The sequence below is a fragment of the Dactylosporangium sp. NPDC000244 genome (genome assembly GCF_040300725.1).
GTDB lineage: Bacteria > Actinomycetota > Actinomycetes > Mycobacteriales > Micromonosporaceae > Dactylosporangium.
On the sequence record NZ_JBEPEH010000016.1, the window covers coordinates 228,462 to 241,844 of the forward strand.

The 13,383-nt window shown below is 71.7% G+C and carries 9 protein-coding genes; 6 read left to right on the forward strand and 3 right to left on the reverse strand.

Going from position 1 to position 13,383, the window contains the following annotated elements; translation table 11 throughout:
• Positions 1-31 precede the first annotated feature (31 nt).
• The gene (locus ABT369_RS24145; RefSeq protein ID WP_350615106.1) at positions 32-1,264 is read right to left on the reverse strand and encodes a helix-turn-helix domain-containing protein; all 1,233 of its coding nucleotides are present in this window, start codon (positions 1,262-1,264) and stop codon (positions 32-34) included.
• Between the two features lie 193 nt (positions 1,265-1,457).
• On the opposite strand from ABT369_RS24145, the gene ABT369_RS24150 reads away from it, so the two are divergent.
• Complete coding sequence (locus ABT369_RS24150) at positions 1,458-2,069, forward strand: bifunctional DNA primase/polymerase (protein ID WP_350615108.1); 612 nt, start codon at positions 1,458-1,460, stop codon at positions 2,067-2,069.
• Between the two features lie 1,331 nt (positions 2,070-3,400).
• Here the strand turns inward: ABT369_RS24150 and aceE are convergent.
• Positions 3,401-6,148: a pyruvate dehydrogenase (acetyl-transferring), homodimeric type gene (aceE, locus tag ABT369_RS24155; protein WP_350615109.1), complete on the reverse strand. Its 2,748-nt coding sequence runs from the start codon at positions 6,146-6,148 to the stop codon at positions 3,401-3,403.
• A gap of 280 nt (positions 6,149-6,428) precedes the next feature.
• Here aceE and ABT369_RS24160 point away from each other — a divergent pair, with 280 nt between their 5' ends.
• The 5 genes from ABT369_RS24160 (at position 6,429) to ABT369_RS24180 (ending at position 10,730) form a co-directional block, all read left to right on the forward strand.
• Positions 6,429-6,788 (forward strand): hypothetical protein, encoded by a 360-nt coding sequence (locus ABT369_RS24160; RefSeq protein ID WP_350615111.1) that lies wholly within the window; start codon positions 6,429-6,431, stop codon positions 6,786-6,788.
• Between the two features lie 20 nt (positions 6,789-6,808).
• The gene (locus ABT369_RS24165) at positions 6,809-7,222 is read left to right on the forward strand and encodes a YjbQ family protein (RefSeq protein ID WP_350615113.1); all 414 of its coding nucleotides are present in this window, start codon (positions 6,809-6,811) and stop codon (positions 7,220-7,222) included.
• Positions 7,223-7,234: 12 nt separating this feature from the next.
• Positions 7,235-7,669: an NUDIX hydrolase gene (locus tag ABT369_RS24170; protein WP_350615115.1), complete on the forward strand. Its 435-nt coding sequence runs from the start codon at positions 7,235-7,237 to the stop codon at positions 7,667-7,669.
• Between the two features lie 74 nt (positions 7,670-7,743).
• Positions 7,744-10,191 carry a transketolase C-terminal domain-containing protein gene (locus tag ABT369_RS24175; protein ID WP_350615117.1) on the forward strand — a complete coding sequence of 816 codons (2,448 nt, stop codon included), beginning with the start codon at positions 7,744-7,746 and terminating at the stop codon, positions 10,189-10,191.
• Positions 10,192-10,298: 107 nt separating this feature from the next.
• Positions 10,299-10,730 carry a DUF3052 domain-containing protein gene (locus ABT369_RS24180; RefSeq protein ID WP_259858988.1) on the forward strand — a complete coding sequence of 144 codons (432 nt, stop codon included), beginning with the start codon at positions 10,299-10,301 and terminating at the stop codon, positions 10,728-10,730.
• Between the two features lie 78 nt (positions 10,731-10,808).
• Here ABT369_RS24180 and ABT369_RS24185 read toward each other — a convergent pair whose 3' ends face one another.
• Complete coding sequence (locus ABT369_RS24185) at positions 10,809-13,352, reverse strand: Hsp70 family protein (RefSeq protein ID WP_350615119.1); 2,544 nt, start codon at positions 13,350-13,352, stop codon at positions 10,809-10,811.
• Positions 13,353-13,383 lie beyond the last annotated feature (31 nt).

Sequence of the window (13,383 nt, forward strand, 5' to 3'; positions counted from 1 at the left end):
TGCCCTGCGACGCACCCTTTCAGACCACTTTTCAGACCCCTACGCTCATGTGCTCCGCGAGTTCGGCCACCGGGGCCGAGGGGGCGCCCCTGGTGCGGCGCAGGACGTCGCTGAGCACCTCGCGGGCCAGCGGCCGGCAGCGGATCTCCGACGGCGCCAGCCGGTCGCCCTCGAGGAGCATCTCGCTGGCCATGTCGATGTCGCCGACGAGCGCCTGGGCGCGGGCCTGGTCGAGGAAGTGGTGGGCGCGGCGCTCGGGCAGCAGGGCGTTGAACCCGTCCGGATCGAGCGTCTGGTGTACCTCCACCGCCACCCGGCCCTCGCCGAGCTCGACGGCGGCGGCGGCCCGGTGCAGCTTCACGTTCGTCGGGCCGAAGGACGTCCAGTAGTAGTTGGCGTCGCCGTCCATGCTCCGGGCGGCCTCCTCGGCGCCGGCCAGCAGGTCGCGCACGGTCGCGCTGTCGCCGATGCGCGCGGCCGCCATCGCGCCCTGCAGCAGCAGCTGGCCGTAGACCGACTGCCGCTCCGGGCTCGTGTCGTTGCCGCCGAAGCCGGGGGCGAGCCGGTTGGCGATGTTGACGTTGATCTCCAGGGCGGGGCGGGCCCGGCCGAGGGAGAGCAGCGCGCAGGCGACCCGCGTGGTGGCGGTGCCGGCCAGCAGCTGGTCGCCGGCGCGCTGGGACACGGCGATCGAACGGTCGGCGGCGAGCCAGGACAGCTCGTGCTCGCCGAGCTTGCGCAGGGCGCTGGAGGCGATCTGGTACACCTGTCCGAGCAGGTGGGCGGCCTCCTCGCCCTGGTGGCCCTCGCTGTAGGCGGTGTCGGCGGCCTGGGCCTCGCGCAGGAGCCTCGGGAGGGTGCGGGCGAGCATGCCGTACTTCGCGTGCTGGTACGACAGCCAGGCGTGGGTCACGGCCTTGCGCATCTCGGGCAGCGGCGGGGGCTCCGGCGGCGCGTAGAAGAAGGCGCTGATCTGGTCGTAGCGCTCCAGCGCGGCCCGGATCTCCTCGACCTCGATCTGGTCGACGCAGTTGATGCTGTCGGGGCGGCGCTCGGGGTCCCGGCCCAGCAGGATCTGCACGTCCAGCTGCAGGACGTCGGCGATCTCGTACACGACCGAGAACTTGTCGAGACGGCGCACGCCGCGCTCGACCTTGTCGACCCAGCTCTTGGACTTGCCCAGCCGGTCGGCGAAGACCTGCTGTGACATCTTGCGCCGGTTCCGCCAGTAGGCCACCCGACGGCCGATGGGCAACTCATCCACGTCGCTCACCTCCGGAGGTCACCCGGCCGGTAGAAATCGCACGATTTGTGCGGTTCGAGCCGACCGTTCGCTCATACGTTCCGATGTGCAAGTTGCATCCCCCGTCGCAGAGAAAAACGACGCACAACGCGTCCGGTAACGCGACGTGGTTCCGTGCGCACTTTCGAGTGATCTCGCCTGACAGGAGAGGGTCATGATCTTCTGGGAACGCGCGCGCCTGCGGAAGGCCGCGACCCGCTACGCCGAGCACGGCTGGCCCGTGCGACCGGGCGCCTACCTGGTCGGACGGCACGCCGGGCGGCACCTGCGGGAACGGCGCTTCGACTGCGGCAGCCCCGGCTGCCGCACGGTCGCCTGCCATCCCGCGCCACATCCGCTCACCTTCGACGCCTCGACCGTGCGGTCGCTGTGGCGCGAGCACCCGTACACGGTGCTGCTGCCGACCGGCTACGCCTTCGACGTGCTGGAGGTGCCCGGCGCCCTGGGCCGGGCCGCCCTGCTGGGCGACGGTTTCGTGGCCGCCCGAGGTCCGGTCGCGGTGGCGCCCGGGGATCGCTGGATGTTCCTGGTGCTGCCCGGGCACGGGGTGCTGCCGGAGCTCTCGGCGCACGCCGGGGTGGTCCTGCACGGGCAGGGGTCGTGGATTCCGGCGCCGCCGAGTCCGCAGTCCGGGGGGCGGGTCCGGTGGGAGCTGACGCCGGAGACGCATCATTGGCGGCCGGCCGAGCCCTATGCCGTGCAGGCGCTCATGCTGGACGCGATGGGCGCGGGACCCCGCCGCGCCATGTGGCGCACGGCCGCCTAATACTGTGACCTCGACGCGCGCACAGTGACTGCACGTGGCCGCCCCCGGGGAAGCTGTGCGTACATGCGTCGAGTTCGTCAAGACCGGCTCTCTCACGGAAATGTTCACGTGCAGATTTCATGCCGGTGCCCAAAGTAGCGTCGCTGTAGCCTACGGTCGACCCTCGTAATCCGAACGTAGTACTCAAGGCGACTGAGGGTACCTACTCAAAGCCTGGTGTTGATCTACTTGATTGATCAACATCGACTCGTATGGGTGGATGGAGTCGGGCCGTTGCGGGTCTTGACGTTCGGCGTTCTGCGGGTGGCTTTGCACAGAAGGGCCAGCTAGTCCGGGCGAGGGCATTGTTGTCGCTCTACGCGATGACATCACATACCGCTGAGCGGCGTCATTACTCAACCGCGCACTCGCCTTCGATTGGCGGCCCATCGCCGCCGGATGCAGCATTTCGGACTTTTCCGCTTTTATCGTGATTTGCCGAATCGTTCGGATCGTGCACTCGCTCTCGGCTTCGGGTCCGGCTCTTTCGGCCGGTGCGGCGCGCGACAGGCCCAACGGCGGCGGCCGGCCGCGGCCCGAGCCACCACGCACGGTGACCCGCCGATCCGCGGGGCCACACGCAGCCGGGTGGCGAGCGCCGGCGATCTCGCGCGCACGCCCGGCGGACGACGCTCCCCCGCTCGGCCCGACGGCACCCCGGCTCGGACCGACAGTGCGCCACCGCCCGGCGTCCTGACGGCGCGCCCCCGCTCGGCCCGAGGGCGTGCTCTCGGCCGGCGAGCACCGGCGCCAGCGGACCGCGACCTCTCTCGGCGGGCCGCAAGCGGCGCCCAGCCCGCACGCGAGCGCCGGGCCTGACGTGCCCCACACCAGGCGCCCGCCGAGCAGGCCCGCGGCGGACGGCAAGCAACGAGCGGCAAGCGCCCGGCCCACGGCGAGCCATCCGCGGCCCGGTGACCAGCCCTCGCCTCGCCGTTGTCCGACGGTCCGAAACCGCGCCAGCGCTCAAAGGCAGGCCGGCGAGAGACCAACCATGAGCCGATGACGCGCGGGCCGAGCGAGAACATCCCGCCGTGGCCGCGCGCGTTGCGAACTCGGCCAGGCAGCGAAGACAAGGCGAAAGCGAAGCAAGCGCGATCGAAAACGAGACGAGACGAGGCGTGTCCGGCGGCGGCGTTCCGGTCTCACCACCACGGTACCCGCACGCGAAAAATTGACCTTGGGTCTCGTCGCTCAGCGTAACAAACAGTGGCCATCACGAAAGCGTTGCGATTTGCGAAAGCGGCCGGGTGCTGGAAAAACACCCGGCCGCCGCGCTTCGAAGGGGATTCCTAGGAGTCACCGCCCGTTTCGCCGACCGGGGCGGCGTTCACGTCGTCGATCGCGTACTTCTTCGCGGCCTCCGCCGGAGCCGAGGCCGGGACCTCGCCGCGGCGGGCCAGCTGGCGCAGCGTCGCCACCACGATCGACTCCGCGTCCACGTGGAAGTGGCGGCGCAGGGCGTGACGGGTGTCGGACAGGCCGAAGCCGTCGGTGCCCAGCGAGGTGTAGTCGTTCGGCACCCAGCGGGCGATCAGGTCCGGCACGGCGCGCATGAAGTCGCTCACCGCGATCACCGGGCCCGTCGTGTCCTGCAGGGCCTGGGTCACGTACGGCACCTGCGGCTCGTCCGCCGGGTGGAGCAGGTTGTGCTCCTCGGCGCGTACGGCGTCGCGGCGCAGCTCCGTCCACGACGTCGCCGACCACACGTCCGCCGCGACGCCCCACTCCTCGGCGAGCAGCTTCTGGGCCTTCAGCGCCCACTGCATGCCCGTGCCCGAGGCGAGGATCTGCGCCTTGGGGCCGTCCGCGGCTCCCTCGGCGGGCAGGTAGCGGTACAGGCCGCGCAGGATGCCGTCGACGTTGACGTCGGCGGGCTCGGCCGGCTGGAAGATCGGCTCGTTGTAGACGGTCAGGTAGTAGATGAGGTCCTCGGGGGCCTCGCCGTACATGCGGTTGACCGCGTTCTCCGTGATGTGCGCGATCTCGAAGGCGAACGCCGGGTCGTAGGCCACCACGGCCGGGTTGGTCGCGGCGATGAGCATCGAGTGCCCGTCCTCGTGCTGCAGGCCCTCGCCGTTGAGCGTCGTGCGACCGGCCGTGGCGCCGAGCAGGAAGCCCCGCGACATCTGGTCGGCCGCGGCCCAGATGCCGTCGGCGGTGCGCTGGAAGCCGAACATCGAGTAGAAGATGTACACCGGGATGATCGGCTCGCCGTGCGTCGCGTAGCTGGTCGCGGCGGCGGTGAACGAGGCGACCGAGCCGGCCTCGTTGATGCCCTCGTGCAGGATCTGGCCGGTCGTGGCCTCGCGGTAGGACAGGAACAGCTCCCGGTCGACCGGGGTGTAGTTCTGGCCGTGCGGCGAGTAGATCTTCGCCGTCGGGAACAGCGAGTCCATGCCGAAGGTGCGGGCCTCGTCGGGGATGACGGGCACCCAGCGCTTGCCCATGCCCTTGTCGCGCATGAGGTCCTTGAGCATGCGTACGAAGGCCATCGTGGTGGCGACCTTCTGCTTGCCCGAGCCGCGCTTGATGTCGCCGTAGACCGAGCTCTCCGGCAGCTGCAGCGGGATGTGCTTGGTGCGTCGCTCGGGCACCGAGCCGCCGAGGGCGGCGCGGCGCTCGCGCATGTACTGCATCTCCTCGGACTTGTCGTCCGGGCGGTAGTACGGCACCGCGTACGGGTTCTCGCCGATCGAGCTGTCGGGGATGTCGAGGTACAGCCGGTCCCGGAAGTCCTTGACGTCCTGCAGGGTCAGCTTCTTCATCTGGTGCGTGGCGTTGCGGCCCTCGAAGTGCGAGCCCAGCGTCCAGCCCTTGATGGTCTTGGCCAGGATGACCGTCGGCTGCCCGGTGTGCTCCGTGGCGGCCTTGTACGCGGCGTAGAGCTTGCGGTAGTCGTGCCCGCCCCGCTTGAGGTTCCAGATCTCGTCGTCGGAGAGGTGCTCGACCATCTTGCGGGTGCGCGGGTCGCGGCCGAAGAAGTGCTCGCGGACGTAGGCGCCGGACTCGGCCTTGTACGTCTGGTAGTCACCGTCGGGCGTCACGTTCATGAGGTTGACCAGCGCGCCGTCGGTGTCGGCGGCCAGCAGCGGGTCCCACTCGCGGCCCCAGACGACCTTGATCACGTTCCAGCCGGCGCCGCGGAAGAACGCCTCGAGCTCCTGCATCACCTTGCCGTTGCCGCGGACCGGGCCGTCGAGGCGCTGCAGGTTGCAGTTGATCACGAAGGTGAGGTTGTCCAGCTCCTCGCGGGCCGCGACGCCGATGGCGCCGATCGACTCGGGCTCGTCCATCTCGCCGTCGCCGAGGAACGCCCACACGTGCTGGCCGGACGTGTCCTTGAAACCGCGGTTGTGCAGGTACCGATTGAAGCGCGCCTGGTAGATGGCGTTGATGCCGCCGAGGCCCATCGACACCGTCGGGAACTCCCAGAAGCCCGGCATGAGCCTCGGGTGCGGGTAGCTGGGCAGGCCACCGCCGAGCCCCCGGTGCGAGAGCTCCTGGCGGAAGCCGTCGAGCTGCTCGGAGCTCAGGCGGCCCTCGAGGAAGGCGCGGGCGTACATGCCCGGCGACGCGTGGCCCTGGAAGAAGACCTGGTCGCCGCCGCCCGGGTGGTCCTTGCCGCGGAAGAAGTGGTTGAAGCCGACCTCGTACAGGCTCGCGGCGCTGGCGAAGGTCGAGATGTGGCCGCCGACGCCGACGTCGGGCCGCTGGGCCCGCTGCACCAGCATGGCGGCGTTCCAGCGGATGTAGGCCCGGATGCGCCGCTCGATGTGCTCATCGCCGGGGAACCAGGGCTCCCGCTCGGGCGCGATGGTGTTGATGTAGTCGGTCGTGGTGAGCGGCGGGACGCCGACCTGCCGTTCGCGGGCGCGCTCCAGCAGGCGCAGCATCACGTACCGTGCGCGCTTGGTGCCGCGCTCGTCGATCACGCCGTCCAGCGAGTCGACCCACTCGGTGGTCTCCTCGGGGTCGATGTCGGGCAGCTGGCTCGGTAGGCCGTCGCTGATCACCGGGCGCTTGCGTTCGGTGGACACAGGCGTTCCTTCTGGGTAGCTAGCGACCGGGGTGGTGCTCGGCGGGACTCGTCGGGCGCTGCGACCGGTCTGGGTGGCCTCGGGGTGCGGCTCGATGGTTCATGGCCTTCTACGAGCCCTTGTCCATCCTGCCTGGCTTCGGTGCGGTCCGTCACGCCTACGGGACGCCAACTGCGACGCTCGACACGATACCGGTCGGTAACTTCTGTGGCCTGTCCCTCTTGACGCAGACGCGACATTACGAGTATCCCAGGCGCGCGGATCGGCTACCGTGCCGCCCGTGTCCGAGAATTCGTCCTGGTGGCTGCTGCTGCCGTGCGGCATCGTCACCGTGGCTCTGACCACGGCGATCGTGGTCACGGTGGTGGTGGTCTTCCGCAAGGGCCCGCGCGCGGGCGCGCACAACAGGGGCGGCGACGGCTACACGCCCGCCCCCAGCCCGCTGGATCCCACGTGGCCTTCCGGGCCGGCGCCGATGACGGGCTCCGACCCGTCCCCGGGGTCGTCCTCGCACGAGCACTGGCAGAGCCACGGCCACACGATCCACCACCACGACTCCGGCTCGTCGTCGAGCTGGAGCGACTCCGGCTCGTCGGGCGGCAGCGACTCGGGCTCGTCGCACCACCACCATTCCGACTGAGCGGCTGCGAGACTGGACCGATGCGCACCGAGGTCATCACGGTCCGGACCGGCTCCCGCCCCGTCGTGCGGGACATCACGCAGGAGGCGGCGCGGTTCGCGAGCGAGGCGGCCGGCGACGGCGACGGCCTGCTCAACGTGTTCGTCCCGCACGCCACCGCGGGCGTGGCCATCATCGAGACCGGCGCCGGCAGCGACGACGACCTGCTGCGCGCGCTGGACGACCTGCTGCCGGCCGACGACCGCTGGCAGCACCGGCACGGCTCCCCCGGCCACGGGCGCGATCACGTGATGCCGGGGTTCGTCGCGCCGTACGCCACCCTGCCGGTCGTCGGCGGCCGGATCGCGCTGGGCACCTGGCAGTCGATCTGCCTGGTGGACCCGAACGGCGACAACAGCACACGCCAGGTCCGCTTCAGCTTTGTCCGGGGATGACAGGATGAGCCGGTGATCGAGCGCCGAGTCGCCGTCGTGTTCCTGGTCGACCCCGAGGGGCGCGTGCTCATGCAGCACCGCGACCAGCGGGCCAAGGTCTCGCCGAACCAGTGGGCGATGCCCGGCGGCAAGATCGAGGACGGGGAGTCCCCGGAGGAGGCCGCGCGCCGCGAGGTGCAGGAGGAGACGGGGCTCGACGCCGGGGCTATCGAGCCGTACCTCGTGCGCACCCGCCCCTCGGTGACCACCGCCGACGGCGAGGTCGAGATGCACGTCTTCTACGGACCCACCGACGCCCGCCAGGAGGACGTGGTGCTCGGTGAGGGCCAGGCCATGGTGTTCCTCACACCCGAGGAGGCACTCGCCCGCGACCTGGGGGTGACCGCGGCGCTGCTGCTGCCCGGGTTCCTGCGGTCACCGCAGTACCGGGCGCTGGCCGAGCGGTAGCCCGAGGGTCGTCCGGACGGCCGGAATCTCCCAGTACACCTGCCGTGGGTGGCATCAGATGACCGTTTTCGGCCATGCTGTCGAGCGTGACCACCCCTCAGGATCTCGACGAGCGGTTCCGTGCCGAGCTCGCCGGGCTCGTCGCCGCGACCGGTGCGCGGGACGTCGACGAGCCCGTCCGCGAGGACACCGCGCTGACCGGCGAGCAGGCCCTAGCGCTCTACGACGCCCAGTCGACGAGCCGCCACCTGGACCTGGCCGCGCGCTGGCTGCGCAGCTTCGACGCGGGGTACTACACCATCGGGTCGGCCGGGCACGAGGGGAACGCCGCCGTGGCCGCCGCGCTGCGAGCGACCGACCCGGCGCTGCTGCACTACCGCTCGGGCGGGTTCTACTGCATGCGCGCGGCCCAGGTGGCCGGCAGCGACCCGATCCGCGACGTGCTGCGCGGCGTCGTCGCCTCGGCCCGGGAGCCGATCGCCGGCGGCCGGCACAAGGTGTTCGGCCACGCCGACCTGCACGTGGTGCCGACGACGTCGACGATCGCCTCGCACCTGCCGCGGGCGGTCGGGGTGGCGTACGCGCTGGGCCGGGGCAAGCGCCTGAGCCCGCCCGGCGGCGGGCACGGCTGGCCGGCCGACGCGATCGCCGTGTGCTCGTTCGGCGACGCCTCCATCAACCACGCGGCCGCGACCGCCGCGTTCAACACCGCCGGCTGGTGCGACCACATCGGGCTGAAGCTGCCGCTGCTGTTCGTCTGCGAGGACAACGGGCTGGGCATCAGCGTGCGCTCGCCCGAGGGCTGGGTGGCCGCGGCGCTGAGCAGCCGCCCGGGGCTGCGGTACTACGCGGCCGACGGCTGCGACGCGGCCGAGACCTACGACCGGGCGGCGGAGGCGGCGGCCTGGGTCCGGCGGTACCGCCGCCCGGCCGTGCTGCACCTGAGCACCATCCGGCTGATGGGCCACGCCGGCGCCGACGCGGAGATGGCCTACCGCTCCCCCGTGGAGATCACCGCCGACATGGCCCGCGACCCGCTCGTGCACACGGCGCGGATGCTGGTCGAGGCGGGCGTGGCCACCCCGGCGGAGCTGATGACCCGCTACGACGAGATCGGCTGGGAGGTGCGCCGCATCGCCGAGGAGGTGCTCGGCGAGCCGAAGCTGGCCTCCGCCAACGAGGTCACCGCCCCGCTGGCCCCGCGCCGGCCGGTGCGGGTCTCCCGGGCCGTCGCCGACGCGGCCGCGCACCTGGGCGCCGACGAGCCCCTCGGCGAGCCGCACGAGGAGCCGGAGGAGGACCGGGAGCTCGACGACGACCTCGAGTTCGCCGAGCTCTCCGCGGCCGCCGACGACGGGGACTGGCCCGAGCCGGAGCCGACGCCCGTGCCGGCGACCATCCGGCCGGTCTCCGGGACCCCGCGCAGCACCGGCAACGGCCATCCGGCGAGCCGCCTGGCCGCGTTCGGCGGGAAGCTGCCGGAGAAGGGCGGGCCGCTGACCCTCGCCCAGACCATCAACGCCACGCTGACGGACGCGATGCTGGCGTACCCGCAGATGGTCGTCTACGGCGAGGACGTGGCGGCCAAGGGCGGCGTCTACGGGGTCACCAAGGGGCTGCGGGACCGCTTCGGCGCGACCCGGGTGTTCGACACGCTGCTGGACGAGACGAGCATCCTGGGCCTCGGGCTCGGCGCCGGGCTGGCCGGGATGCTGCCGGTGCCGGAGATTCAGTACCTCGCCTACCTGCACAACGCCGAGGACCAGCTGCGCGGCGAGGCGGCCACGATGCAGTTCTTCTCGCAGGGGGCCTTCCACAACCCGATGGTGGTGCGGGTCGCGGGCCTGGCCTACCAGCTCGGCTTCGGCGGGCACTTCCACAACGACAACGCCCTCGCGGTGCTGCGCGACATCCCCGGCCTGGTGGTGGCCGCGCCGTCGCGGGCCGAGGACGCGGCCGCGATGCTGCGCACCTGCCTGGCCAGCGCGGTCGTCGACGGCAGCGTGTGCGTGTTCCTGGAGCCGATCGCGCTGTACCACACCCGCGACCTGCACACCGAGAACGACAACTGGTGGCTCGCGGACTACGCCCCGCCCAGCGAGTGGTCCGCCCTCCATGTGCCGATCGGGCGGGCCCGGGCGTACAGCACCGGCCCCAACGACGACCTGACGATCATCACCTTCGGCAACGGGGTGCGCCTGTCGCTGCGGGCCGCCGCCCGGCTCGCGGCCGAGGGCGTCGCCTGCCGGGTCGTCGACCTGCGGTGGCTGTCGCCCCTGCCGGTGGGTGACATCATCAAGAACGCCTCCGACACCGGCCGGGTCCTCGTCGTCGACGAGACCCGCCGCTCGGGCGGGGTCGGCGAGGGCGTCATCGCCGCGCTCGTGGACGCCGGATACGTCGGGGTGGCCCGCCGGGTGGCCGCCGTGGACTCGTTCGTGCCGCTCGGGCCGGCCGCCAACCACGTGCTGGTATCCGAGGAACAGATCGTCCAGGGCGCGAAATCGCTGCTGGCCCGGTAACTTGGACCGATAGTTTTTCGATCGCATCGGTGCGCCACTTGCGTTGACGGCCCGTACTGTGTGGACTACGCGCTAACAGTGGTTGTTGCGACAGGAGGCAGTGGACAGTGAACGCGACCGCGGGTCAGGCCGAGGTGAAGAGCCTGGCGGACCGGTTCGGAGTCGAACCGGGCATGGTCGTTATGGAGATGGGGTACGACGACGACGTCGACCAGGATCTCCGCGACGTCCTGATCGACCGGTGCGGGGAGCTGGTTGACGAGGAGACCGACGAGGTCGTCGACGTGGTGCTGCTGTGGTGGCGCGACGACGACGGCGACCTGGTCGAGACGCTCATCGACGCCCTCGGCCCGCTGGCGGACAACGGCGTGGTGTGGCTGCTGACGCCGAAGGCCGGCCGCCCCGGGCACGTCGAGCCGAGCGAGATCAACGAGTCGGCGCCCACCGCCGGGTTGCAGCAGACCTCGACGGTCAACGCGGGCAAGGACTGGACCGCCGCCCGGCTGGTCGCGCCCCGCGCCGCCCGCTCGCGCCGGTGAGCTCGCCCCCCGGCGAGCTCGTGCTTTAGGCTTTTGGGCCGCGCCAGTCATCCGGCGCGGCCATCCTTCGTGGCGAAGTCACGCCGTTGGCTGCGGCGTGACCTTCTTCGAAGCCGGGGTCGAGGGCTGCTTGGAGCCCCATCCCGAGCTCGACGTCGACGGCTGCGGGTTCTTCGTCCGGGTGGTGGTCGGCCCGCTGCCCGGCTGCCAGTCCTCCGGCATGAACACGCGCACCTGGGTGAACGACGCGTCGGCCGTCTTCCCCGACAGGGTGAACGCGCCGAGGTTCACCTTCCCCGCGTGGATCTGCTCGTCCGTGACCGGCCCGAACCGCACGCCGTTGACGAAGGCGTTGAGCTCGGTCCCCTCGATCTTGAACGCCAGGTAGGGGTCCCCGACGCCCTGCTGCGGCTGGAACGCCCACTCCTTGAGCAGGTCCTTGGGGCCGGGCAGGTCATTGTGCAGCTTGTAGAGGCGCACGTGGCCGTCGTCGCACAGGCCCAGCGTGTAGCCGTAGTCGCTGGTCCGCAGCCACATGCCCGCGCAGCCCGAGCTCAGCTTGACCTTGGCCTCGATGCTGCCGTCGTTCATCTGCGCGTCCAGCGGCGGCTTCAGGGTGCAGCCGGTCAGGCCCGGCGCGGCGTCGGTGGTGACCCGCAGCCGCCCGCCGCCGGTGTCGCAGCGGCCGCCCTCCGACTCCTGCTGGGACCTCCAGAGCGTGTCCACGGCGCCGAAGCCCTGGTCGCGCCAGCCGTTGGGCACCCAGCTGGGCTCGTCTTCGCGGTTGTACTGCGGGATCTGCGCGACGCCGCCGCCGGAGGTGCCCGCGTCCGGGCTGTACGACGAGGTGCCCGCCGCCTTGTCGTCGCCCGTGGTGCGGTTCTGGAACACCACGTAGCCGGCCAGCGCCAGCGCGACGACCAGGATGCCGATCAGCAGCGGGACGGCCCAGTTGCGCCCGCGGGACGGGGGCGGCGGGGCCTCCTCGCGCGGCGGCGGGGCGTAGACGGCGGGCTGGGCGGAGGGCGAGACATATGCCTGCGGGGGCGGGGGCTGCGGCACCGGGCGGACGGGCGGGACGGCCGGGGCCATGGGGCGCAGTCGTTGCGTGGCTTCGGCATCGGTACCGTATGCCGCCCCGGCGTTCGGGTGTTGCTGCTGGTGCTGCTGGTACTGGGGGCGCTGCGGGACGGTCGGATAGGCGCTCGGCGGCTGCTGGAAGGCCGCGGGGCTGACGGGCATGCCGCTGACGGGGGCCGGGGCGCCGCTCACGGGCATGGGCGCGCCGCTGACCGGCATCGGGGCGCCGCTCACGGGGGTCTGCTGGAAGGCCGCGGGGCTGACCGGGACTCCGCTGACCGGGACTCCGCTGATCGGAGCCTGCGGCTGCGGCTGGGCTTGCGCTTGCTGCTGAGGCTGGGCTTGCGGCTGGGCGTTTTGCGCATTTTGTGGCGTTTGTCCGGATTGTCCGGGCCACATGACTGCGCCGGGGTTCTGGTTCGGAGGCGGAGTGGTCGCGGGTGGGGTGGTCGCGGGTGGGGTGGTCGCGTTGGAGACGTTCACCCACGCGCGGAGGCTGCCCTCGGCGACGACGAGTTCGGGCTGCTCGATGACGGTCGGGGCCACGCCGAGCTCGCGCTGCAGCAGGGTGGCGACGAGCGGCACGCGGCTGGAGCCGCCGACCAGGAACAGGCCGGCCAGCTTGTCCTTGTCCATCTTGGCCCAGCGCATGACGGCCCCGGTCGTGCGCACCGTCTGCTCGAGCATCGCCCGGGCCTTGTCCTCGAACTGCTCCCGCGCGATCGTGACGTCGGCGGCGGCGATCGGCACGTGCAGCGCCGCGCTCGCCGAGCGAGACAGCATCTCCTTGGCGATCCGCGCGTCGTCCCACAGCATGCGGCGGTGGCGGCGGTCCTCGGTGCTCTGCGGGTTGTCCAGCCGCGCCCACACCTCGGGGTTCTCGATCTGCCCGCGCGCGTGCTCGACGACGAGGGCGTCGAGGTCGAGCCCGCCGAGGTCGTCGATGCCGTCGACGGCGCGGACGTCGAAGCCCTCCCCCGACCGGCTCACCAGGCTGGCGTCGAAGGTGCCGCCGCCGAAGTCGTACACGAGGAGGCCTTGGTCGCCGGTGAGAGGCTTCTGCAGTACACCGGCAAAATAATGGGCGGCGGCGACCGGCTCGGGCATGAGCGCCGGCTGGGGCAGCCCGGCGAGCTTCGCGCCCTCGACGAGCGCGAGCCGCCGCGACACGCCCCACGCGGCCGGGTGCGTGAGGGTGAGCTCGGCGACCGGCCCGCCCGCGACCCGCACGGCCTCGGTCTTGACGTGCCCGAGCACCGCCCCGATGAGCGTCGGCACCGTCAGCTCGCGATCGCCGAGCAGCACGCTGCCGTCGTCGATGCGGCGCTTGGGGCTACCCTCGAACCGCGACGGGTCGACGCGCGCGGCGTGCACCGCGTCCCGCCCGACCAGCAGCGCCCCGTCGGTCTGGGCGTAGACGGCGGACGGCAGCAGCGGCGAGCCGTCGAACAGCAACGGGCGCACCCTCCCGTCCGGCCACGCGAGGAGCGCGACGGTGTGGGAGGTCCCGAAGTCAATGCCGAGCCGCGGCCCTGCTGCCATGCGGGCGAGTGTAGGCCCCCGGTACGACAGC